Source organism: Arsenicicoccus piscis (assembly GCF_022568835.1).
GTDB classification, from domain to species: domain Bacteria; phylum Actinomycetota; class Actinomycetes; order Actinomycetales; family Dermatophilaceae; genus Arsenicicoccus; species Arsenicicoccus piscis.
Genome location: NZ_JAKZHV010000001.1, coordinates 480023 through 503307 on the forward strand (window position 1 = coordinate 480023; position 23285 = coordinate 503307).

At 70.8% G+C, this 23285-nt stretch carries 23 protein-coding genes; 13 read left to right on the forward strand and 10 right to left on the reverse strand.

Going from position 1 to position 23285, the window contains the following annotated elements; all coding sequences use genetic code 11:
• Window positions 1-42 precede the first annotated feature (42 nt).
• A complete protein-coding gene (locus MM440_RS02220) occupies window positions 43-1653 on the reverse strand; it encodes an ABC-F family ATP-binding cassette domain-containing protein (protein WP_241441552.1) in 1611 nt (536 codons plus the stop codon).
• A 109-nt stretch (window positions 1654-1762) separates the two neighbouring features.
• Here MM440_RS02220 and MM440_RS02225 point away from each other — a divergent pair, with 109 nt between their 5' ends.
• The 8 genes from MM440_RS02225 (at window position 1763) to MM440_RS02260 (ending at window position 7952) form a co-directional block, all read left to right on the forward strand.
• Entirely contained in the window at window positions 1763-2188 is a 426-nt protein-coding gene (locus MM440_RS02225) for a hypothetical protein (RefSeq protein WP_241441553.1), read from the forward strand.
• Complete coding sequence (locus tag MM440_RS02230; protein WP_241441554.1) at window positions 2167-3096, forward strand: glycoside hydrolase family protein; 930 nt, start codon at window positions 2167-2169, stop codon at window positions 3094-3096. The genes MM440_RS02225 and MM440_RS02230 overlap by 22 nt, the downstream gene beginning before the upstream one ends.
• A gap of 23 nt (window positions 3097-3119) precedes the next feature.
• Window positions 3120-3707 carry a mismatch-specific DNA-glycosylase gene (locus MM440_RS02235; RefSeq protein WP_241441555.1) on the forward strand — a complete coding sequence of 196 codons (588 nt, stop codon included), beginning with the start codon at window positions 3120-3122 and terminating at the stop codon, window positions 3705-3707.
• Between the two features lie 131 nt (window positions 3708-3838).
• Window positions 3839-5584, forward strand: coding sequence for a sodium:solute symporter family protein (locus tag MM440_RS02240; protein ID WP_241441556.1), 1746 nt, complete (start codon window positions 3839-3841; stop codon window positions 5582-5584).
• Window positions 5585-5596: 12 nt separating this feature from the next.
• Window positions 5597-5914, forward strand: coding sequence for a hypothetical protein (locus tag MM440_RS02245; RefSeq protein WP_241441557.1), 318 nt, complete (start codon window positions 5597-5599; stop codon window positions 5912-5914).
• 590 nt (window positions 5915-6504) lie between these two features.
• Window positions 6505-6921 (forward strand): ArsR/SmtB family transcription factor, encoded by a 417-nt coding sequence (locus MM440_RS02250; protein WP_241441558.1) that lies wholly within the window; start codon window positions 6505-6507, stop codon window positions 6919-6921.
• Window positions 6918-7400: an SRPBCC family protein gene (locus tag MM440_RS02255; RefSeq protein WP_241441559.1), complete on the forward strand. Its 483-nt coding sequence runs from the start codon at window positions 6918-6920 to the stop codon at window positions 7398-7400. Before MM440_RS02250 ends, MM440_RS02255 begins: the two co-directional genes overlap by 4 nt.
• A gap of 66 nt (window positions 7401-7466) precedes the next feature.
• Window positions 7467-7952 carry a VOC family protein gene (locus MM440_RS02260; protein WP_241441560.1) on the forward strand — a complete coding sequence of 162 codons (486 nt, stop codon included), beginning with the start codon at window positions 7467-7469 and terminating at the stop codon, window positions 7950-7952.
• 24 nt (window positions 7953-7976) lie between these two features.
• Here the strand turns inward: MM440_RS02260 and MM440_RS02265 are convergent, their stop codons facing one another.
• The 5 genes from MM440_RS02265 to MM440_RS02285 form a co-directional block, all read right to left on the reverse strand.
• Window positions 7977-10466, reverse strand: a complete 2490-nt coding sequence (locus tag MM440_RS02265; RefSeq protein WP_241441561.1) for a phosphoketolase family protein — start codon at window positions 10464-10466, stop codon at window positions 7977-7979.
• A gap of 32 nt (window positions 10467-10498) precedes the next feature.
• Entirely contained in the window at window positions 10499-11020 is a 522-nt protein-coding gene (locus MM440_RS02270; protein ID WP_241441562.1) for a GNAT family N-acetyltransferase, read from the reverse strand.
• A gap of 66 nt (window positions 11021-11086) precedes the next feature.
• Entirely contained in the window at window positions 11087-12448 is a 1362-nt protein-coding gene (locus MM440_RS02275; protein WP_241441563.1) for an RNA polymerase sigma factor, read from the reverse strand.
• Window positions 12429-12800 (reverse strand): YciI family protein, encoded by a 372-nt coding sequence (locus MM440_RS02280; RefSeq protein ID WP_241441564.1) that lies wholly within the window; start codon window positions 12798-12800, stop codon window positions 12429-12431. Before MM440_RS02280 ends, MM440_RS02275 begins: the two co-directional genes overlap by 20 nt.
• A gap of 148 nt (window positions 12801-12948) precedes the next feature.
• Entirely contained in the window at window positions 12949-13737 is a 789-nt protein-coding gene (locus MM440_RS02285) for a maleylpyruvate isomerase family mycothiol-dependent enzyme (RefSeq protein ID WP_241441565.1), read from the reverse strand.
• A 1552-nt stretch (window positions 13738-15289) separates the two neighbouring features.
• Between MM440_RS02285 and MM440_RS02290 the strand changes: the two genes are divergently transcribed.
• The gene (locus tag MM440_RS02290) at window positions 15290-16432 is read left to right on the forward strand and encodes a glycosyltransferase (protein ID WP_241441566.1); all 1143 of its coding nucleotides are present in this window, start codon (window positions 15290-15292) and stop codon (window positions 16430-16432) included.
• Window positions 16433-16499: 67 nt separating this feature from the next.
• The gene (locus MM440_RS02295) at window positions 16500-17759 is read left to right on the forward strand and encodes an IS256 family transposase (RefSeq protein ID WP_241441567.1); all 1260 of its coding nucleotides are present in this window, start codon (window positions 16500-16502) and stop codon (window positions 17757-17759) included.
• A 262-nt stretch (window positions 17760-18021) separates the two neighbouring features.
• On the opposite strand, the gene soxR is transcribed toward MM440_RS02295, so the two are convergent.
• Entirely contained in the window at window positions 18022-18480 is a 459-nt protein-coding gene (gene soxR / locus MM440_RS02300) for a redox-sensitive transcriptional activator SoxR (protein WP_241441568.1), read from the reverse strand.
• Between the two features lie 98 nt (window positions 18481-18578).
• On the opposite strand from soxR, the gene MM440_RS02305 reads away from it, so the two are divergent.
• A complete protein-coding gene (locus MM440_RS02305; protein WP_241441569.1) occupies window positions 18579-19382 on the forward strand; it encodes an HAD-IIA family hydrolase in 804 nt (267 codons plus the stop codon).
• 6 nt (window positions 19383-19388) lie between these two features.
• A complete protein-coding gene (locus MM440_RS02310) occupies window positions 19389-19898 on the forward strand; it encodes a putative immunity protein (RefSeq protein WP_241441570.1) in 510 nt (169 codons plus the stop codon).
• Window positions 19899-19930: 32 nt separating this feature from the next.
• On the opposite strand, the gene MM440_RS02315 is transcribed toward MM440_RS02310, so the two are convergent.
• Window positions 19931-20581: a response regulator gene (locus MM440_RS02315; RefSeq protein WP_241441571.1), complete on the reverse strand. Its 651-nt coding sequence runs from the start codon at window positions 20579-20581 to the stop codon at window positions 19931-19933.
• On the reverse strand, window positions 20578-21933 hold the full coding sequence (locus MM440_RS17200; RefSeq protein WP_241441572.1) for an ATP-binding protein: 1356 nt from the start codon (window positions 21931-21933) through the stop codon (window positions 20578-20580). Before MM440_RS17200 ends, MM440_RS02315 begins: the two co-directional genes overlap by 4 nt.
• Before the next feature lie 117 nt (window positions 21934-22050).
• Between MM440_RS17200 and MM440_RS02325 the strand changes: the two genes are divergently transcribed.
• Window positions 22051-22839 (forward strand): GAP family protein, encoded by a 789-nt coding sequence (locus MM440_RS02325; protein WP_241441573.1) that lies wholly within the window; start codon window positions 22051-22053, stop codon window positions 22837-22839.
• A 72-nt stretch (window positions 22840-22911) separates the two neighbouring features.
• Here MM440_RS02325 and MM440_RS02330 read toward each other — a convergent pair whose 3' ends face one another.
• On the reverse strand, window positions 22912-23277 hold the full coding sequence (locus tag MM440_RS02330; RefSeq protein ID WP_241441574.1) for a UBP-type zinc finger domain-containing protein: 366 nt from the start codon (window positions 23275-23277) through the stop codon (window positions 22912-22914).
• Window positions 23278-23285 lie beyond the last annotated feature (8 nt).

The following is a 23285-nucleotide window of genomic DNA, read 5'->3' on the forward strand; positions in this document are numbered from 1 at the left end:
GGCTCTCCTCGCGGCGTTGCGTGGTGTGGTGGCGTCGTCCGCTCATCCTAGGGACGTCGTGCGGTCCCGCCACCGTCGTCGGAGCCAGCGATCGTGACTGGCCACGACCACGGTCGCCGGCGTCGTCCGTAGCGCGTCCTCCAGCTCCTCGACCAACGCCAGCGACAGGTGGTTGGTCGGCTCATCGAGGAGCAGCAGATCGGTGGGGCCGGCCAGCAGCAGCGCCAGCGCCAGCCGACGCTGCTGCCCCAGGCTGAGCACCGACACCGGGCGGTGCAGGTCCCGAGGGTGGATCAACCCGAGGGAGCGCAGCGGCACCGAGCTGGCGTCGCCATCGGCGGCCTCCCGCGCCAGCCGGTAGAGCTCCCGCGGACTCGCGTCGGGGTCGGGCAGCTCCACGTCCTGGGTGAGCAGCCCGACGTGCCGGGCCGACACGTGCACCTGCCCCTCGTGCGGCAGCCGTCCGGCCAGCACGTGCAGCAGGGTGGACTTGCCTGACCCGTTGGCGCCCGTGACGAGCACCCGCTCTCGCGGTTCGACCTGCCACTGCCCCAACGTCATTCGCCCCGGCACACAGAGATCGTGCACCGTGGCCCAGCCGGGATCGCGGGCGTCGAAGTCGCCCGAGAAGCCTAGCGGCGCAGAAGGTTTGGGCACCAGCTCGCGCTCGATGCGAGCGATGCGCTGCTCCGCGCCCCGCGCGCGTCGGCGCGCGGCCTGCTGCACGTTGGCGCCCTTGAACCCGTAGATGAACTTGTCGTTGTCGCGCGGAGCCCGGTTGCGGGCGACCGCCGAGGTGTCGGCAACTGCCTTGTCCCGCAACGCATTCAGCTCCTCGTGCTGGGCGAGGAAGGCGTCCTCCCAGCGCCGACGGGCGTCGAGCTTGTGCTGCTGATAGCTGCTGTAGCCCCCGCTGAACCGTCGACCGCCGTCGCCGTCTGTCCCGAAGTGCGACGGGTCCAGATCGACCAGGGCTGTGCACACGGCGTCGAGGAAGACGCGGTCGTGCGTGGCGACGAGCACCACCCCAGGCAGCGAGCAGAGCTCGTCCTCGAGGAAGGCGAGCGCGTCGTCGTCGAGGTGGTTCGTCGGCTCGTCGAGCACCAGGCAGGACGGACGACGGGTGAGCAGCGCGGCGAGGGCCAGCCGACTGCGCTGCCCTCCGGAGAGCTCGGCGACCGGGCGGTCGTGGTCGATGTCGGCGAGTCCGAGCCGCTGGGCGGCCAGGACAGCGCGCCGCTCGGCGTCCCAGGCATCATGGGCGGTCACCCACTCGAGCGTCGCGTCGTAGGTGCCGGCGATCGAGCCTTGGTCGGCGTCCGCCTCGGCGAGCCGGGCGGCCAGCTGCTCGAGCCGCTCCACCCCGTCGTGCAGGGGTCGCAACGCATCCTCGAGGACCGACCGCACGGTCGCGCCTGGTGCGAATGCCGTGTGCTGGGCGAGGAATCCGAGATCCTCCGGCACCTCGATCGAGCCCCGCGACGGGACGAGCTCCCCGGCGACCAGGCGCAGCAGGGTGGACTTGCCGGAGCCGTTCTCGCCGATCAGACCGACCCGCTGGCCGGGGCTGACGGTGAGATCGACCCCGTCGAGGACGACGCGATCGGGCGCGGACCAGGCAAGGTCACGGACGACAAGGGGAAGCAATAACATGGGCAGACCTCAGCGGCAGGAAGGACGCTCACCGGGCAGGGCCGCGGTCGTGAGCGAGGGCTGAGTCAGATCCACATGGTGCTTCGATGGTAGCCGACGGGAGGTCAGGGTGTTCAACGGTCGGCTGCCGGTGGCCCTCGTGGCCTACCTGGCGTGCGGGGTCGCCCTGGGCGGCCCGATCGCCCTGGCGGCCGCAGTGGTCAGCTACTACGGGACCGACGCGCTGCTGGGGATGACCAACGGTTTCGAGTCGAGCTCCTACCGGTTCTGGATGAGCGTCGCCCTGCCCGCCGGGGTTGTCATGGCGATCGTCGGCAACATCGCTCGAGGCACTCGGCTCCCGCACCTCGTGGTTGCGCTGCTGGCGCCCGCCGTCATGGTCTACAGCGCGACCAGGGGCGGCTTCTCGGGACCGACCCAGCCCTGGTCGGACCGGATCGTCCTGATCGCGGCGGCCGCGCTCGCGACTGGACTGATCCTTCGATTTCTCCGCCGACGCGGCATGCTGACGTCATGCGAGACCAGCCGCGGATGACCTCGACGCCCGACCTGCCCAACCACCGGCCCGACGACCTCCCCCGCCGACCGGACGTGGCCCGGGCCGAGGTGGTGGTGCCTGCGCCGGGAGCCGGTCCGGGCAACTGGTCCGGGGCGCCCTGCGCGGTGCACGCGGACGGCTGGTGGGTCATCGCCTACCGGGTGCGACGGCCGGTGCTGGACGGTCGCGGGGTGGGTGTCGTGGTGGCGCGCTCCCGCGACGGCGTCACGTTCGAGACGGTAGCCACCGCGGCCCGGGACGAGTTCGGCGCCGAGTCCCTGGAGCGGCCGGCGCTCGTGCGACTCGAGGACGGGTGGCGGCTCTACGTCTCGTGCGCCACGCCGAACTCGAAGCATTGGTGGGTCGAATCCCTCACTGCCCCAACGCTGGCCGACCTCGCGGACGGCCAGCGGCAGATCGTCTTCCCGGGCGACGACACCGTCGGCGTCAAGGATCCGGTGATCGTGCGCGACGGCGACCGGTGGCGCGCCTGGCTGTGCTGCCACCCGCTGACCGACGCGGGGCACGAGGACCGCATGACCACGCGCTACCTCACGTCCGACGACGGGCTCGCGTGGACCGACCAGGGTGAGGTGCTGGCGGGTCGACCGGGCCGGTGGGACGCACGTGGCGCCCGGGTCACCGCGCTCGTGGCCGAGGAGCCGCTGACGCTCACCTACGACGGGCGCCCCGACGCGCAGAGCAACTGGTACGAGACCACCGGGTTGGCCGTCGAGCACGACGGCGCGCTGCAGCCCGACGAGGGCTGGCGGGCGCACTCCCCGCACAGCGACGGGGCGTTGCGCTACGCCGCGCTCGCCACGGCACCCAACGGCACCCGGCGGTGGTACTTCGAGGCAGCCCGTCCCGACGGCGCGCACGACCTGTTCACGGCGCCCGCCTGACGGCGTGGCGTACGTTGAGGCCCATGCGGCAGGTTCAGCCCCTCGGCCGGCGCCCCACGGCGGGTGAGCTCGTGCAGTTCCGGGACGCCACGGTCGAGGACCTGCTGCCCGACCCGCTGCGCCTCCTCTTCGTGGGCATCAACCCGTCGCTGTGGACGGCCGCGACCGGCGCGCACTTCGCCCGGCCCGGCAACCGGTTCTACGCGGCACTGGCGGGGGCCGGGATCATCGACCACCCCTTCGACGCCTCCGCGGGCTACCTCGAGCAGGACCGGGCGCAGCTGGTGGCGCGCGGTGTCGGCGTCACCAACCTGGTCCGACGCGCCACGGCCCGGGCCGACGAGCTGACGCCCGAGGAGCTGCGGGAGGGCGGCGAGCGGTTGCGGCGGACCGTGCGGGAGCACCACCCGCACGTGGTGGCGGTCGCCGGCATCACGGCCTACCGGCTCGCGTTCGGCCGACGCACCGCGAAGGTTGGTCGCCAGCCCGAGGACCTCGAGGGCGCACCGCTGTTCGTGGTCCCCAACCCGAGCGGGCTCAACGCCCACGAGAGCGTGCAGAGCCTCGCGGCGGCCTACCGCGAGGCCGCCGAGGCTGCAGGAGTCGTCTGACCAGGCGATGAGCGGCCGTGCGGGGCGCGTCACATTCGGGTTGCAACTGGCTGTGAGGCCACAGCAGAGGCCACTGCCCTGCGCGAGGGCGGCGTACGTTGACGCCGCCGCACTCGCAGAAGGGAACCTCAATGGCGAACTCGCTTCCCGCACTGCTGGCCCCGAGAGAAACTCTCATCCAGGCCGGCGCGGTCGACTACCTGATCCTGTCGATCTACTTCGCCTTCGTGCTCGGCATCGGCTTCCTGGCCCGGCGCCAGGTGTCCGACTCGATCGACTTCTTCCTCTCCGGCCGGTCGCTGCCGGCGTGGGTCACCGGTCTTGCGTTCATCTCCGCCAACCTCGGCGCGGTAGAGATCATGGGCATGTCCGCGACGGGGGCCCAGATCGGCATCCCGACGGTCCACTACTTCTGGGTGGGCGCCATCCCGGCCATGCTCTTCCTCGGTGTCGTGATGATGCCGTTCTACTACGGGTCCAAGGTGCGCTCGGTGCCGGAGTTCATGCTCCGCCGCTTCGGCAAGCCCGCCCACCTGGTCAACGCGATCTCGTTCGCCGTGGCCCAGCTGCTCATCGCGGGGGTGAACCTCTATCTGCTCGGCTCGATCGTGCACGCCCTGCTCGGCTGGCCGATGTGGGTCACGCTGATCGTCGCGGCGGCAATCGTGTTGTCCTACATCACTCTTGGTGGGCTCTCCGCCGCGATCTACAACGAGGTCCTGCAGTTCTTCGTCATCGTCGCGTCGCTGCTCCCGCTGACCCTGATCGGTCTGCACCGCCTCGGCGGCTGGAGCGGGCTCGAGGCCAAGATCACCGCCGCAGCCGCGTCCGCCCCGCCGGCCGCCAAGGTCGCCCCGGCGGCCGAGCAGCTGCACTCCTGGCCGGGTCAGGCGCTGTCGGGCTTCGACTCGCCGATCCTGTCCGTGGTCGGCATCGTCTTCGGTCTCGGCTTCGTGCTGTCGTTCGGCTACTGGACGACGAACTTCGTCGAGGTGCAGCGCGCGATGGCGTCCGACTCCATCTCGGCCGCCCGCAAGACCCCGATCATCGGCGCCTTCCCCAAGATGTTCGTCCCCTTCCTCACCATCGTCCCCGGCATGATGGCCGCGGTCCTCGTGAGCGAGATCGGTCAGCTGAAGAACGGCGGCACCCCTGCGGGCGGGTCGTCCGGCAACGGGGTGACCTTCAACGACTCGCTGCTGCTGCTCATGCGCGACGTCCTGCCGAACGGCCTTCTGGGACTGGCGATCACGGGTCTGCTCGCCGCGTTCATGGCCGGCATGGCGGCCAACATCTCGGCGTTCAACACGGTCTTCAGCTACGACATCTGGCAGGAGTACGTCGTCAAGAACCGCGACGACGGCTACTACCTCGGCGTCGGCCGCCTCGCGACCGTCGCCGCGACGCTCATCGCGATCTTCACCGCCTCGATCGCGGGCGGGTTCTCCAACGTCATGGACTACCTGCAGACGCTCTTCGGGTTCTTCAACGCCCCGCTCTTCGCGACGTTCATCCTCGGCATGTTCTGGAAGCGGATGACGCCCCACGCCGGCTGGGCGGGCCTGGTCAGTGGAACCCTCGCGGCCATCGGGCTCTGGGTCGCCTCGAAGTTCGGCGGAGCGTTCACGCTGCCGGGTCAGGGACTCGCCTTCGTCTGTGCGTCAACGGCTTTCATCGTCGACGTCGCCGTCAGCGTCGCCGTGACGATGTTCACGCGACCGAAGCCCGCGAGCGAGCTGGTGGGGCTGGTCTACTCCGAGACGCCGGTGGCGGACCGGACCGACCCGCTCGAGCACACCTACCCGTGGTATCGCCGCACCGTGCCGCTCGCCCTGGTGGCGCTCGTCATGGTCATCGCCCTCAACATCGCGTTCTAAGGAGCACCGACGATGTCCTCCACCAACACCACCGGCACCGCCAAGCACAAGGCGGGCGCCTTCGACATCCGCAACATCATCGGGCTGCTGCTCGCCATCTACGGCGTGATCCTGCTGCTCATGGGGCTGTTCGGCGACCAGGCCCGGGACCGCACCGGCGGGGTCAACGCCAACCTCTGGGCCGGCATCGTCCTGCTCGTCGTCGGCGGCCTGTTCATGCTGTGGGCGCGGCTCAAGCCGATCCTCGTCCCCGAGCACGTCGAGCACGACGGTGACGACGCCGACGGGCACGGCCACCAGACGCACGGCGGGGGTCGCCCCGCGCACTGACCCTGCGCACTGACGCAGGACGGCACGGCACGAGGGCCGGGTGTGGCGATGTCGCCCCACCCGGCCCTCGGCTCTTCTCAACGAAACTGTTGACCCAGTAGCGGACCAGTCGTAGCGTCGCTGGCGCCAGCTGGAGGGAGGTCTTGGTCATGTCACGAGGCCCCCACGCGTGGGTCGCACGACGTGGTCTTCGCATTGTCGGATCCGGTCCGGGCGAGCCACGCCAAGCCGATCCGAGGATGGGGAGTGCACCGTTGGGCGACGCCCCAAAGACTGTCGAGCGCCACCGGTCGCCTGGTCGGTGGGTCGCCCCACCCGGCCGCAGGCCGGCGTGGAACTGGACGCCGGAGGGGTACGGCCTGGTGCCCCGCCTTGATCGTTGCCCAGGGTGGACTCGGATCCTGTTCCACACTCCTGTGCTCGACCGCGTCGCCTACTCGTCCATGTGGAAGAACGGAGCCTGGGACATCGTCCGGCGGGTCCCTTGACGCGGACGGCACGGCACATTTCTCAACCAAATGATTGACAACCTTGCCACACCCTCGTAGAGTCCTTGTCAACCGAATGGTTGATGAAAACGGGAGGTGTCCATGACCGAGGACCGACTCACCCTGGTCTTCTCGGCGCTGGCCGACCCCACCCGGCGGGACCTGGTGGCGCGGCTGGCGACGGGGGACGCGACGGTCGGAGAGCTCGCGGAGCCCTACGACGTCAGCGTCCAGGCCATCTCCAAGCACCTCAAGGTGCTCACCCAGGCCGGCCTGGTCAGCCGACCGAGCACGTCGCGCCGGGACCCGGTGCACCTCGAGGCCGAGGTCTTCGACCTGGCCACGGGGTGGCTGGAACGTCGTCGGCGCGAGGCCGAGGCGCGCTACCGGCGGCTCGAGGACGTCCTCGCCGAGCTCGACGAGGACGGCAACCCCCTCCCGGCCGACGACGCCCGCGCCGTTCGCTCCAGCAGCACCCACCCCACCCGCACCACCTTCCAGGAAGGACAGGCATCATGACACTCATCGCCGAGACCCAGATCCAGGCCGACCCGACCGTCCCGCTCATCCGGATCACGCGCGACTTCCGGGCCACGCCCGCCCAGCTCCTGCGCGCCCACACCGACCCCGAGCTCTACGCCCGCTGGGTGGGCCCGCACGGCATCAGCACCCGAATCGACTACTGGGACGCCCGCACCGGCGGGTCGTGGCGGTTCCTGAACGTCCGCGGCGACGAGGAGTACGCCTTCCACGGCTCGTTCCACGAGGTCGGTCCCGACCGGATCGTGCAGACGTTCACCTTCGAGGGGATGCCCGAGTCGGTGAGCCTCGAGACGCTGCGCTTCGAGGACCTCGGCGACGGCATGACCCGGCTGCACGCCCAGTCGCTGGTCGACTCGTTCGAGGGCCGCGACGCCTGGCTCGCCAGCGGCATGGAGACCGGCGTCAACGACGGCTACGCCAAGCTGGACGCGCTCATCGCCGACGGGTCCGTGTGACCCTCACCGGGCCGCTCGACGCCGCTCGACCCACCTCAACAGCCTCACCTACCAAGGAGATACGCCATGCCTGATATCACACCGTGCCTGTGGTTCGACGACGACCTCGAGCAGGTCGTGGGGTTCTACACCGATCTGTTCCCGGACTCCGAGCCGGGCACCTTCCAGCGCTACGGCGAGGCCGGCCCGGGCCAGCCCGGCACCGTCGTGTCGGGTGACTGGACCATGCTCGGCCAGCGCTGCCGCGGCATCAACGGCGGCCCGATGTTCCCGCACACCGAGGCGTTCTCGTTCTCGGTGACCTGCGCGGACCAGGCCGAGGCCGACCACTACTGGGACGCGCTCGTCGCCGACGGCGGCGAGGAGAGCCAGTGCGGCTGGCTCAAGGACCGCTTCGGGTTGTCGTGGCAGATCATCCCGCAGCAGCTCTACGAGCTCATGGGCGACCCGGACCCGCGCCGCGCCCAGGCGGCGACCCAGGCCATGCTGCAGATGCGACGCATCGACGTGGCCGCCCTGCGGGCGGCAGCGGACTCGGCCAGCAGCAACTGACCGCTGACCGAGTCCGCTTGCGGCTCAAGCCTTCCCGGACTTACCCGACACCTCTGAGCCAGGCTCCTGGGCGATCCAGTCGCGCACCTCGGGCAGGTCCTCCAGATGCTCGCGGATGTAGACCTCGTGGCGATCGAGCTGGCTCTGGCACCAGGCCTTCAGCGCGGCCGACCCGCGCGGGTGCCGCTTGGAGTTGTTGAGCGCGTCCATCACCAGGTGGTAGCGGGACGCCTGGTTGCGCACGACCATGTCGAACGGCGTGGTCGTCGTGCCCTGCTCGATGAAGCCGCGCACGTGGAACCGGTCCGCGTCCGACCGGCCGTGCACCAGCTGGTGGATCGCACCGGGGTAGCCGTGGAAGCTGAAGATCACGTCCTTGTTGTTGGTGAAGAGCTCCTCGAACGCCATGTCCGACATGCCGTTCGGGTGGTCCTTCGGACGCGACAGGGTCATCAGGTTGACGACGTTGACGACGCGAACCGACAGCTCCGGCAACCGCTCTCGCAGGATCTGCGCCGCGGCCACGGTCTCCATCGTGACGACGTCACCGGCGCAGCCGAGGACGATGTCGGGATCCTGGCCGGGCAGCTCGTTGCCGGCCCAGTCCCACACGCCGGCCCCGGCACGGCAGTGCGCGTTGGCCTCGTCGAGCGTGAGGTACTGCAGCTGGGGCTGCTTGTCGATGACGATCAGGTTGACGTGCGAGCGGGACTTGAAGCAGTGTTCCGACACCGACAGCAGGCAGTTCGCGTCCGGCGGCAGGTAGACCCGGGCCACGTCACCCCGGTGCTGGATCATCGTGGTGATGAGCCCGGGACCCTGGTGGCTGAACCCGTTGTGGTCGTTGCGCCACGCGGTCGAGGTCAGCAGGATGTTCAGGCTCGGGACCTTGGCCCGCCAGTCCAGGTGCGCCGCCTCCTCCAGCCACTTGGCGTGCTGGATGGTCTGGCTGGCGCTCACCATCGCGAATGCCTCGTAGGTGGCGAACAGCCCGTGCCGACCGGTCAGGGTGTAGCCCTCGAGCCAGCCGTGGCAGTTGTGCTCGGAGAGCACCTCCATCACCCGGCCGTCCGAGGAGAGCTTGACGTCCTCGGGGACGACCCGCTCCATGGTCATTCGCTCGGACACGTCGAAGACGGCGCCCAGCCGGTTGGAGTTGGTCTCGTCGGGGCAGAACAGCCGGAAGGAGTGCGGGTTGCGCTCGTAGAGCTGCTTCATGAGCTCGCCGAGCACCCGGGTGGACTCGGCCCGCGACGTGGCCGGCGACTCTACCGGCGTCTCGAGCGTGGCGATGTCCGGGAGGTCCAGGTCCTCGGTGAGCACCCCGCCGTTGGCGTGCGGCGTCGCCGACAGCCGCAGGTCGCCCTCGGGGTTGTTGGCCGTGACCAGCGGGGTCGGAGCACCGGAGTCGTCGAAGAGCTCCTCCGGTCGGTAGGACCGCAGCCACGACTCGAGCAGCGCGAGGTGCTCGGGGTTGTCCTTCACCCCCGACAGCGGCACCTGGTGGGCCCGCCAGGTGCCCTCGACGACCGTGCCGTCCACCTCGTGCGGACCGGTCCAGCCCTTCGGCGAGCGCAGCACGATCAGTGGCCAGCGGGGGCGGCCGGTGGGCGACCATTCTACCTCACCGGACGCGGGATCCGTTGCGGCTGAACCACCCTCGGAGCCACGCGCCTTGGCCCAGATCGCCCGGATCTTGGTGTAGGCCTCGGTGAGCGCCTCGGCGAACCGCTCGTGCATGCCGGGCAGGTCGCTGCCCTCGACCTCGATGACGTCGTAGCCGTGACCCTCGAGCAGGGACCGCACCTCGGCCGGGTCCTTGCGGGCCAGCACGGTCGGTCCCGCGATCTTGGCGCCGTTGAGGTGCAGGATCGGCAGCACGGCACCGTCGCGCGCGGGATTGAGGAAGGAGATGCCCTTCCACGAGCCCTCCAGCGGACCCGTCTCGGCCTCGCCGTCGCCGACCACGGACAGCGCGATCAGGTCGGGGTTGTCCATCACCGCGCCAAACGCGTGGATCAGCGCGTAGCCGAGCTCGCCGCCCTCGTGGATCGAGCCGGGCGTGGTGACCGAGGCGTGGCTCGGGATGCCGCCGGGCGCGGAGAACTGGCGGAAGAGGCGGCGGACGCCGTCGACGTCCTGGGTGACCGCGGGAAAGCGCTCGGTGTACTCCCCCTCGAGGTAGGCGGCCGCCACCAGGGCCGGGCCGCCGTGCCCCGGGCCGGCGAGGTAGATCATCGGCTGACCGGTCTTGCGGATCAGCCGGGAGGCGTGGGCGTAGATGAACGCCAGGCCGGGCGAGGTGCCCCAGTGGCCGAGCAGGCGGGGCTTGATGTCGTCGCTCACGAGGGGCTCGCGGAGCAACGGGTTGGCCATCAGGTAGATCTGGCCGACGGTGAGGTAGTTGGCGGCTCGCCACCAGGCGTCGAGGTGCGCGATGTCCTCGGTGGTCGGGTGGGCGAGGTCGTGACGGATGTCTTCGGTGAGCGGGGTGTCCGCGACGGGAGTCGTCATGACCCCATCCTCGCCCGCGACCGTGGCGGTGGCTACAGCGGGGGTGAGGTGTCGTCGCCGAGCGGCCGCTGGACCCAGGCGACGTCGCGCCACTCGCCCTGCTTCCACCCGACCCGCCGGAAGACCCCGACCGGCTCGAAGCCGAGCGCCCGGTGCAGCCCCTCGCAGGCCGGGTTGGGGACGACCATCCCGGCGACCGCCATCCGGTAGCCGAGGCCGGTCAGCCGCTCCAGCAACTCGCCGTAGAGCCGGGTCCCAAGGCCCTGCCCCTCATAGCCCTGCCGCAGGTAGATGCTCACCTCGGTGGAGAAGCGGTAGGCGGGGCGGCTGCGGAACGCCACGCCGTAGGCGTAGCCCACGACCTCGCCGTCCTGCTCGGCCACCAGCCAGGCGTGGCTGCGCTGGGCCTCGTTGATGCGGCGCGCGAAGTCGACGGAGTCGGGGATCTCGGTCTCGAACGTGACGGCGGTCGAGTCGACGAACGGCGCGTAGATGTCCGCGCAGGACTGGGCGTCCACCTCGGCGACCCCATCACGGATCAGCAGCTCAGTCATGGTGACTCGGGCTGCTCGGGCTGCTCGGGCTGCTCGGGGGCGGACGTCGGTTCATCACCGCAGACTCTACGGGCCCGGACTCGGCGCGCACCACCGCCCCAGCCCGCCCCGTCGCCGCTCCAGGTGCGCGCGCTCGGCCGGGTCGTGCGTGAGCGCCACCGCCTGGTCGTAGACCGGGCCCGCCTCCGCGCACCGGTCCAGCCGCTCGAGCAGGTGGGCCCGCAGCACGAGCGCCGGCTGGAAGCGCGCGGCCGCGACGCCGCTCTCGCGGTCCAGCTGGTTCAGCCGGTCGAGCGCGGCCGCGGGCCCGGACACCTCGGCCATGACCGCCGCGTGGGCCACCGCGCCTCCGAGGGACGGGGCCACCTGCTGCAGCGCGTCGTGCAGCCCGAGCAGCGCCGGCCAGTCGGTGCGTCCGCTCTCCAGCCGCGCGCAGTGGACGGCCTGGATCGCCGCCTCGAGCTGGAACCGACCCAGCCGGCCGAGCCCGTGGGCGACGCGCAGGTGCTCGCGAGCCCGCTCGATCAGCGTCGCGTCCCACAGCATCGTGTCCTGCTCGGCCAGCGGGACGAACCGACCCCCGGCGCCGCGTCGAGCAGGGCGGCGAGCACAGTCGAGCTCGACGAGCGCCGCGAGACCGCGCGCCTCGGGCTCCGCCGGCACGAGCTCTACCAGGATCTCGGCGAGTCGCGCTGCTTCCCAAGGGAGTTCGCGCTCCTCCGAGCCGGTGGTGCTCCACTGGACGGCCAAGGCGCCGTAGACCGCCTCGAGAACGGCATCGAGGCGGTCGGGCAGCGAGTCGAGATCAGGCACGACGAACGGGATGCCGGCCGCCTGGATCCGACGCTTGGCGCGCACCAGCCGGGTCGCCATGGTCGCCGGGGGGACGGCGTAGGCCCGACCGACCTGCGCGGCCGTGCAGCCCAGCACCGTCGTGAGCATGAGTGGCGTGTGCAGGGTGCGGTCGATGGCGGGGTGCGCGCACACCATCATCAAGGCCAACCGGTGGTCCGGGATCGCGTCCACGTCGACCTCCTGCACGACGGCCGGGTCGTGCGCCTCGGGGACCAGCAGCGTGGTCCGACTGTGCTCAGCGCTGCGCCACCGGTCGCGCAGCCGGTTGCGGGCCACGGTCAGCAACCACGCCTGCGGCTTGGTCGGCACGCCGTCGACGGGCCAGGTGCGCACGGCCCGCTCGAAGGCGTCCGCCAGGGCGTCCTCGGCCGCGGTGATGTCGGCCCCTGTCGCGGCCAGCAGCGCGACCAGGCGTCCGTAGTGCTCCCGCGCCGCGCGCGCCACCGCCTCCACCGCCTCGTCCTGCGGGACGTCGTTGGCAGAGGCGGTGGACGTGGCCGCGGCCGTGGCTGTGGTCGCGGCGGCTGCGGCTGCGTCGAAGCCGACCGGGTCCTCAGCGAGTCCAGGCACCATCGACGAAAGCCGTTGCGGTGGGTCGGATCTCGATCGAGCCCCACTGGGCGCCCGGGCACTTCTCGGCCCACCCGATCGCCGCGTCGAGGTGCGGGACGTCGATCACGAAGACTCCGGCGAGCGCCTCCTTGGTCTCGGCGAACGGGCCGTCCTGGACCTGCAGGTCACCGTGGCGCCGCGTGACCGTCGTGCTCGCCGCGGTGGGCTGCAGCACGTCGGCGGCGATCAGGACACCGGCGCTGGTCAGGGCTCGTCCGTAGGCGCCGAAGGCCTCCATCGCCTCCTGGATCGTCTGCGGGTCCAGCTCGCCGTCGGCCGGCTCGGCGTAGTGCATCAGCAGTGCGTAGCGCATGGCGTCAACCTCTCATCTCGTCCTGGGCTCCGCGCTGGTCGCGTCGCTCCACCTCCATGACGAACGAGTGGGGTCGAGATCGTCACCTGGCGCAGCGTGGCGGATCGCGCCTTCGTTCGGGCCGTGGCTCATGCACCTGGTTCGTGCCCTAGTTCATGCCCGCGCCGACGGCCTCGCGCAGGGCGTCGAGCTCGACCGTGCTGCCGCTGAAGTCGGGCTCGGGACCGCGACCCCAGAGCCAACGGTTTACGGCCTCGGCGGTGCCGCTGACCGTGGCGTCCGAGGACGCGGGGCCCTCGACCAGCACTACGCCTGGCTCGTCGAAGACCTTCCCGTCCGGGGAGGTCCCGCGCCACCGGCCCGCCTGCACGACCCAGGAACGATCGACGTCCGTCGCGGTGATCGTCACGGTGGCGCCCACCGGTTCGAGGTCCAGACCCATCAGACCCCACCACACCCACATCACCTCGAAGGCGTGCGCGATGCCGTCGGCCGCGAGCTCGGGGTCGATCGGCGCCGGCACTGCGCCGGCCGCCAGCTCCGCGTCGATCCGGTGCATGAGCGCCTCGTGCGCCTGCATCCGGCGGGTGGAGCCGACGGTCTTGGCCGTGGGGAGCCAGAACCACGCCGGCGTGTCATCCGAACGAGAGGCCAGCTCCCGCAACAGGTTCGACGTCTGGTCCTCGAACAGCGCCAGCAGCCCGTCCTGGTCCGTGGGGCGCGGGGGCTTGGCCTGCTCGATCGCTTCGATGTCGTCGTCCTCGAGGGCACCGGAACGCAGCACCTCGGCCCAGAACAGGTGGACCTCGCCCAGGTGCCAGAGCAGATCGGCTGCCGTCCAACCGGGGCACGTCGGGACGGGCGCTGTCGGGTCGGCCTCGCGCAGCACGTCCGCAAAGCGGTCGGACTCCCGGCTGATGGCCTGCATGTAGTCCATGACTCATCTCAGCACGGTCGCGACTGCCGGCACCAGGGTTCCCCGCCGCCGTTCCCCGGGGAGTGCCGGGGGTGTCAGGGGTGTCCGGGGCGCAGGTCTCTGGTCGCCAGAACCGTTCTGACGCGCCGGCACCGGCCGGGGGTGAGCGCTTCGGACGGATTCATGGCCGTATGAACGTTCCAATCCGCTCTACGGGGGCGTGAATCCGTCCGAACGGTACGGCCGCGAGGGCCCCCGGCACGTCACGACGGCGAGGGCCGGACGTGCTGGGCGACAGCGGCGATCGCGAGGTCGAAAGCGACCAGGCGCCGCGGGGCGAGGGTCAGCCATTTGGGCTTTCAGGGTGTCGAAAACCTACCTTTCGTAATGTCCAGTAACTGATAGTCACCATAGGCTGGTGATGGTCGAGGCATGCCTCCGCGGGGGCCGGAGCAGTAGGAAGCAAGTCATGGCGGGTCGGCATCGACGTGCGGCAGTCGCTGGACTGCCCCGGCGGGTCGCTCTGGGCGTCAGCTCGACCCTGGCCGCGGCGGCCCTCGCCTCCCCCTCCGTCCAGGCGCACGCCGCGGAGACGGCCATCGCGGGCCAGTCGCGTGTCGCCACCGGCCCCATCCCCTACCTCGCACCGGACAAGCTGCCCGTAGCAGTCCTCGGCGCCGTTCCCGCAGCACGCACCTCCCAGCGCCCGGCCTCGGCGGATCCGTTGGGCGTCCAGGGCTATCAGATCGGCGTCCAGGGCCTGTCGACCGTCTGCGTGGACTCCCCGACCCCGACCCCGGTTCCCTACGACGCAGCGCTGGGCGCGCAGGGTTACCAGTCGCCGGACCAGGTCATCGTCGACTGCGTGGCGCCTGCGGGGGTCCAGGGTTTCCAGGATGGCAGCCTGACCTTCCCCGGTGAATCTCGTTCGACGGCAAGCGCATCGGCGGAACGACAGGGGCCTCAGGGGCCGCAGGGCAGCGAAGGCATGCCAGGGATCGACGGTGCGGACGGCCTGAACGGCGGAGCCGGCGCGCAGGGATCCGTTGGTGCGCAAGGGAGCTCGGGGGCACCCGGCACTCCGGGGGCTCAAGGGGTTCGGGGGATCCAGGGCGCAGCGGGATCCGCCGACGGCAAGGTCGGACCGTCCGGTGCAACAGGCATGCCCGGGCCGCAGGGCTTCCAGGGCACGACCGGCGCACCCGGACCTCAAGGTGTCGCCGGCTCGGCCGGCCCGCAGGGTGCTACGGGGTCGCAGGGCTCCCCCGGCGCACAAGGCAGTCAGGGCACCCAGGGTGGCGCCAGAGCCCAAGGCGCCCAACGAAGTCAGGGCACTCAAGGCGCAACAGGCGCTCAGGGCTCGACTGGCACCCAAGGCCCGCAGGGCTACCAAGGCTTCAAAGGCGACACCGGCTCTCAAGGCAGTCAAGGCACCACGGGCGCTCAAGGTGCCCAAGGCAACACCGGCGCTCAAGGTTCACAGGGCAACCAAGGGAGCCAGGGTTCGACGGGTGCTCAGGGAGTCCAGGGCGACACGGGAGCCCAGGGCAGCCAGGGCGACCCAGGGCTGACCGTGCCGAAGGTCTCCGTCTTCACCCCCAGTCACAAGACCCGCTACCTCGACGAGTGCTTCGCCAGCCTGCAACGGCAGACCTGGGAAGACTGGGAGTGGGTGATCGTCCTCAACGGCAACGCCCGGTGGCGTCCCGAGAAGCCTGACGGCAGAGTGCGACTCGTCGTCGCGGACGAGCTGACCGGCGCGGGCGCCGCCAAGCGGCGCGTCTGCGAGGAGTCCACCGGCGACATCCTCGTCGAGCTCGACCACGACGACCTCCTCACGCCGGACGCCCTTGCTGCCGTGGTCGAGGCGTTCGACGCGAATCCCGGTGCGGCACTGGTCTACAGCCACGCGGCGCAGGTCCTCGAGGACGGGAGCCGCGACGACTCCCGGTTCGCTGCGGACGCCGGCTGGGAGTATCGCGACGTCGACGTCGACGGGCGATCCCTCATCCATGCGGTGTCGCTCGCGCCCACCCCGCACAACGTCTCCTACATCTGGTTCGCGCCCAACCACGTCCGCGCGTTCCCGCGCTGGGCCTACGACCGGGCCGGTGGCTACGACGCGTCGCTGACCGTCCTCGACGACCAGGACCTGATGTGCCGGCTCTACGCGCTAGGTGAGTTCGTGCCCGTCGACCGTTGCCTCTACCTGCAGCGCATGCACGCGATCAACACCCGGCGGGACGGCGAGACCAACGCCTACATCCAGCAGCAGACGATCCTCCTCTACGACCGCTACATCGAGGCGAACGCCCCGGCCTGGAGCCGTCGACAGGGCCTGCTCGCGCTCGACCTGGGGGCGGCCCACAACCGACCGGCCGGCTACCTGGGCGTCGATCAGTACCCTGGCCCCGACGTCGACATCGTGGCCACGCTCCCGAGTCCCCCTGACCTGCCGGACGGCACGGTCGGCGTGATCCGAGCCCACGACTTCCTGGAGCACGTCGTGGACAAGGTGGCGCTCATCAATGAGCTCTACCGCGTGCTCGCCCCGGGCGGGATGCTGCTGACCCTCACGCCCAGCACCGACGGCCGCGGCGCCTTCCAGGACCCGACGCACGTCGCCTACTACAAGGAGAACTCGTTCTGGTACTACACCGAGCAGCAGTTGAGTCCAGCAGAGTGGTGTACGAGTTGGTGGCCGTGTCGCTCATGACGTGAGCGGCGGTCACCGGTGATTCTTCGAGAGATCTTCCACAACCACCTCGAAGAAGGAGCACACGATGACCGCCTCACCCCACGATATTGACCCTGCCCGGTTTCTGCAGGACCAGCTGGTCCAGGCCTCACCGGATTTGATGCGGGACATGCTGTCCACGTTCATCAACGCGTTGCTGTCGGCGCAGGCCGACAGTGTGTGTGGCGCGGAGTACGGCACACGTGACCCCGACCGGATCAACTCCCGCAACGGGTACCGCCACCGCGAGTTGGACACCCGCGTCGGCACGATCGATGTCGCGATCCCCAAGCTACGCGAGGGCAGCATGTTCCCCGGCTGGCTACTGGAACGCCACCGCCGCGCCGAGCAGGCCCTGACGACCGTGGTCGCGACCTGCTACCTGCTCGGGGTCAGCACCCGCCGGATGGACAAACTCGTCCAAACCCTCGGGATCACCGGCCTGTCCAAGTCACAAGTCAGCGTGATGGCCCAGGACCTCGACGCGCAGGTCGAGGCGTTCCGCACCCGCCCGTTGGACGCCGGCCCCTACACCTTCGTCGCCGCCGACGCGTTGACGATGAAGGTCCGGGAGAACAATCGCGTGGTCAAGATCGCGGTGATGATCGCGACAGGTGTCAACGCGGAGGGATACCGCGAAATCCTTGGCGTGCATACGAGTTCGACCGAGTCCGGTCCCGGATGGCTCAGCTTCTTCCGGGACCTGGTCGCCCGCGGCCTGACCAGCGCCGGACCGGTCGGGCTCGTCACCTCCGACGCGCACGCCGGCCTCATCGAGGCGATCGGTGCCACCCTGCCCGGCACGGGCTGGCAACGATGCCGCACCCACTACGCCGCGAACCTGATGAGTGCCACACCCAAGAGCAGTTGGCCGTGGGTGAAAGCGTTGCTGCACAGCGTGTACGACCAACCCGACGCCGACGCGGTCCACGCCCAGTTTGACCGGATCCACGACACCCTCCTCGACAAGCTCCCCGCCGTGGCCGAGCACCTCGAGGCCGCCCGGGAGGACATCCTCGCGTTCACCGTCTTCCCCAAGGCCTGCTGGCGTCAGATCTGGTCCAACAACCCCAACGAACGCCTGAACCGGGAAGTCCGGCGCCGCACCGACGTCGTGGGGATCTTCCCCGACCGCGGCGCGGTCATCCGACTCGTCGGAGCTGTCCTGGCCGAGCAGCACGACGAATGGATCGAGATGCGCCGATACCTCGGACTGGACCTGCTCAAGCAATGCCGAGCCGCTCTCACGGACACACCCGACACCGACGAAGGAGACGACACCATCATCGGCGCGATCAGCGCCTAACCAACCCAAACGAAGGAATCACCCTCGTACACCACGCAGCAGGACTTGACCCCGAGCAGCAGTACCGGGCGTTCGTCCCCACCATCACCGCGCGGTTCCAGAGCTCGCGCCTCATCACGTTCTATCCGACCGAGTGGCACCAGGCGCACAACATCCCTTACGTACGAGCCAATCTCATCACCATCAAGGACGGTGCGCCGCGCAACGGCGGGGCGCTGCTGGTCTGAGGTCCGAGGTCTGAGGTCCGGCCGGTCGGCAGGCCTCAGGCCGGGTCGTCCCTGGGGAAGAGCCGACGGGCGCCGGCGCCCTGGGCGGCCAGCTGATCCTGGGTGTTGTAGAGCCCGCACTGGCGCATCGACAGACAGCCGCACCCCACGCAGTCGGCCAGGTTGTCCCGCACCTGCTCGAGCTCGCGGATCCGCTGGTCGAGCAGCGGCTGCCACGCGGCGGAGATGCGCCGCCACTGCTGACGGGTGGGCGCTGCGTGGGGGTCCAGCGGCGCGAACGAGGCTCGGATCTCCTCCAGCGACAGACCGACTCGCTGACCCGCCCGGATGACGGCCAGGCGCCGCAGCACGGCCCGCTGGTAGCGCCGCCGGTCGCCGGAGTCACGATGACTGGCGATGAGACCCAGCGCCTCGTAGTGCCGCAGCGCGGAGGGCGCCAACCCGCTGCGCCGGCCCACCTCGCCGATCGCCATCAGATCGTTGGACTTCAGCATCTGGTCACCTCAAGTGCCGTTGATGTACTGGCTCAACCATGGCACACGCGGCCGGGGTCGCCCTGTCGCAATCCCGTGCCCCGGGGTTGAATGGGGTCATGACCTCAGAGCAGAAGCGCGTGCACAGCTGGCTCACCGACATGGACGGCGTCCTCGTGCACGAGGAGCAGGCACTGCCCGGTGCAGCCGAGTTCATCGAGGCGATCCGGTCCCGCGGGCTGAAGTTCTCCGTGCTGACGAACAACTCGATCTACACCCCGCGCGACCTGCGGGCGCGACTGGCATCCAGCGGGTTGGACGTGCCGGAGGAGACCATCTGGACCTCGGCGCTCGCCACCGCGGACTTCTTGCGCACCCAGCGACCCGGCGGCAGCGCGTTCGTCATCGGCGAGGCGGGTCTGACGACGGCGCTCTACCAGGCGGGCTACACGATCAGCGAGCGGAACCCGGACTACGTGGTGCTCGGCGAGACGCGCACCTACTCGTTCGAGGCGATCACGAGGGCGATCCGGTTGATCGAGAAGGGATCTCGCTTCATCGCGACCAACCCGGACCCGAGCGGTCCGTCGCCCGCCGGCACCCTGCCGGCCACCGGCTCGGTCGCAGCGCTCATCACCACGGCCACCGGTCGCAAGCCGTACTTCATCGGCAAGCCCAACCCGCTGATGATGCGTAGCGCGCTGAACCGCATCGAGGCGCACTCCGAGACCACGGTCATGATCGGCGACCGCATGGACACCGACGTCATCAGCGGTCTCGAGGCCGGGCTGCGGACCATCCTGGTGCTGACCGGCTCCACCCGGCCCGAGCAGGTCGACCGCTTCCCCTATCGCCCCACCCGGATCTGCCCGTCCATCGCCGAGGTCGTGCCGCTGGTCGCCGAGCGCGACGTCTCGAGCTGAGCCGCCATGATCCTGCCCACGGTGCGCGATCCGCGCCTGGTGACGATCCGCCGCGGGGGTTCGTTGACGGACGAGGACCACCAGCTGCTGGCCGTGTGGGCGGCGACGTGCGCCGAGCGCGTCCTCCCGATCTTCGAGGACGCGGTGCCGGACGACGAGCGACCGCGCGCGGCCATCGCGGCCGCTCGGGCGTGGGCGGCCGGGGAGCTGCCCATGATGCAGGCGCGCGCGGCGGGCGGCCATGCCATGGGTGCGGCGCGGCCACTCACCGGGGCACCCCGCTTCGCCGCCTACGCCGCCGGCCAGGCCGCATGCGTCGGACACGTTGCGGAGCACGACCTCGGCGCCGCGGCGTACGCGATCAAGGCGGCTGCCGCCGCGGCGCCCGGCGACCCGCACGCCGCCCGGGACGAGCGGGACTGGCAACGCGCCCAGCTCCCGGCCCAGGTGCGCCAGCTCGTGCTGGACGACCAGGCCCGCCGCAACGAGATCTGCTGGTCGGTCTTCTCGGACTGAGCCCCGTCACACCAGCCCGTCACACCAGCCCGTCACACCAACCCTGCTTCCCGGGCCCGGATCGCCGCCTGCACACGCGAGGCGCAATCGAGCTTGGCAAGGACGCGGGAGACGTGGGTCTTGGCGGTGGCCTCGGAGATCGAGAGCTCCTCTGCGAGAGCGGCATTCGACAGGCCCTGCCCCAGAGCCGCCAGGACCTCGCGCTCGCGGGTGGTCAGCTCCGCGAGGCCGGCCGGGGGCTCGCCCTCCGCCGCGAGCGCGGGCTGCGACCGGGTGAACCCCTCGATGACCCGGCGCGTCACCTCCGGGGCGAGCACGGCCTCACCGGCGGCCACCCGGCGCAGCGCGTCGGCGAGCGGTGCGGCGTCGGTGGTCTTCAGCAGGTAGCCGGCGGCACCGGCCTGCAGCGCCCGCCGCACGTAGTCGTCGATCTCGAAGCTGGTCAGCACCAGCACCTGCGCGAGCCCCTCCTCGAGGATCTGGGCGGTGGCGCTGATGCCGTCGCGCACCGGCATGCGCACGTCCATCAGCACGACGTCGGGTCGCAGCGCCCGCGCCTGCTGCACGGCCACCTCGCCGTCGCCCGCCTCGCCGACCACCTCGAGGCCCTCCTGGCCCGAGAGCAGCAGCCGCAGCCCGGACCGGATCGCGGCGTGGTCGTCGGCGAGCAGGATGCGGATCATCGGGCCCCTCCTTCGCTCGCAGCGGCCGGGTCGAGAGCATCGTGGCCAGCAGTAGACCGGGTCAGCGGCAGGTGCGCCCGCACCACCCAGCGCTCGTCCTCCCGGCCGGCACTCAGCTGCCCGCCGAGCGCCTCGGCACGCTCCCGCATCGTCCGTAGCCCGAGCCCCGCACCTTGCGACGACGACCCGACCGACCCAGTGAGCGAGGGGTCTACCGAAGGACCGGGGTGGGACGACACGACCAGGTCGAGCCGGTCGCCGACGGGGCGGAGGGCGACGTCGACCGACCCGCCCGGCATGTGCTGGGCGGCGTTGTGCAGCGCCTCCTGGACGATCCGATACGCCGCCTGCGCCACGCCCGGAGGGGTCTCACCGGGCAGCTCGACGGGGAGGTCGAGGTCCGCATCCACGGCGAGCCCCTGACGGCGCGCCTGCTCGACGAGGGCCCCCACCCCGTCGAGACCCGGGGCGGTCGCCGCGTCCCCCGCGTCGGGACGCAGCAGCAGGATCATGGTCTGCAGCTCGGCCAGGCTGTGTCGCGAGGTCTCCCGGATCACGGTCAGCGCCTGGTGCTGCACGGACCCCTGGCCACCATCGGCCGCCAGCGCCGCCTCGGCGTGGATGGTGATCGCCGCGAGGTTGCCGGACAGCGCGTCGTGCAGGTCGGCCGCCATCCGCCGGCGCTCGTCGCGCACCGCCGCAGACTCGCGCAGCTCGGCCACCCGGGTCAGTGACTGGGCGCGCTCGCGCTCCGCCTCCGCACGCTGCCGCTGCGCCTCCGCGCGCTGTCGCTGCGCCTCCGCCCGCTGCCGCTCCGCCTCGGCGAGGTCGACGTGCCGACGGCTGGACGCACCCCACCAGAACGACGTGCCGAACACCGCGAACACCTGCAGGGCGACCAGCACAGCGGCGCGCACGTCACGGGTCAGGACGAGCGTCGTCAAACCGGCGATCACGACCAACGCGCCCACCAAGGGTTCGAGCACCCGCACCGCTGCCGGCCGGCCATGGAGCGCCCCGGCGTAGACCAGCTCGATCAGCACGATCAGCGATCCGACGCTGCCTCCCCACACCGCTTCAGCGGCGAACACCAGCACGCCAAAACCCATGGCCAGCAACGGGATCCGCCGTCGGAGCGCCATCAGCACGCACAGCACGAGCAACGGCGCGGCGTGCCACCATCGACTCACGCCCCCAGGCATCCCCCACGCGTCGCTCCAGATGCCGACCAGGTCGAGCTCAATCAGCAGCAGCCCGAGCAGCGCCATCAGCACGGCACCCCGCACGTCCACGCCCCCGCGCGCAGGCAACCCGGCGGAGGTGCGATCACGGGTCGCAGCAGGCTCGCTCACCCCGCCATTGCACCACGACGGCTCGCAGGGACGTCAGCCAAAGGATGTAGACCCCGACCCACCCGATGGACCCTCCGACCGATGTGCGCACCCCCGCCGGCGACCGACAGTGGGGTCATGAGCACCGCCACACTCGCCTCCCTCGCCGTCCTCGCCCTCATCGACGCCACCAGCTTCGGGACGCTGCTGATCCCGCTCTGGCTGCTCCTCGCGCCCGGTCGGCCGCGGCCCACGCGGGTGCTGGTCTTCCTTGGGACGGTCGCCGCGTTCTACCTCGCGCTCGGGATAGCGCTCGTCTCCGGGGCGAGCCTCGTGGCGGACGACCTCACCGGGTTCCTGCTGACGCCGACGGGTGTGCGGCTGCAGTTCGCTGTCGGGGCGGTGATGCTGGCCGCCAGCCTGCTGTGGCCGAGCAAGCGCAAGCCAGGCGAAGCGAGTGCCCAGCACCAGGACACCCAGCACCAGGACACCCAGCACCAAGGCTCCAAACCCAGACCACCGAGCCGCCTGCTGCGCTGGCGCGACAAGGCGATGACGGCCGACGGTGCCGGTGGGGCGGCCGGGCTGGTGGGCCTCGCGCTGGCCGCGGCGACGATCGAGGCGGCGTCGATGCTCCCCTACCTCGCGGCGATCGGCATGATCGGGCAGGCGGACCTGACCGCCCCGACAAGGGTGCTGCTGCTGGTGGCCTACTGCCTGGTGATGATCCTGCCGGCCCTGGCGCTGCTGGCCCTGCGGCTCGGCCTCGGCCGACGCCTCGAGACCCCGCTGCGCCGCCTGGCCGGTTGGATGGAGCGGCAGAGCGGCGAGACGGTCTGGTGGATCATCGGCATCGTGGGCTTCCTGATCGCCCGGGACGCCGTGGGCAACGCGCCGACCTTCGCCGACGTCCTCCCCTTCGGCTGAGCTCAACTATTGCCGAGCTCCCCTCTGGCCGAGCTCCCTTTCGGCTGACCGGCGCTCGCGCCGGCGAGGAGCTCAGGAGTTGAGCTGCTCCATCCAGTCCTCGGGCACCCGGTCGGCCGGTGCGGGGACGGGCTGGTCCTCGGGACGGCTGGTCGGCGGGGCCAGCTCGGGTCCACGAGCCATCGACTCGTCGCGGAAGTCGTAGAACCACACCTCCCCCGGCTCGAAGCTGCGGATGGTCGGGTGGCCGGTGTCCCGCGCGTGGTGCGATGCGTGCTGGGACGGCGAGGTGTCGCAGCAGCCGATGTGCCCGCACGAGGCGCAGCGCCGCAGATGCACCCACCACCCGTCGTCGCTCGCCAGGCACTCCTCGCACCCGGACCCGGACGGTGGCACGGTGACGTCGATGTCGCTGGGGTCCAGCTGCTTCGGGCTCATGGTCCGAC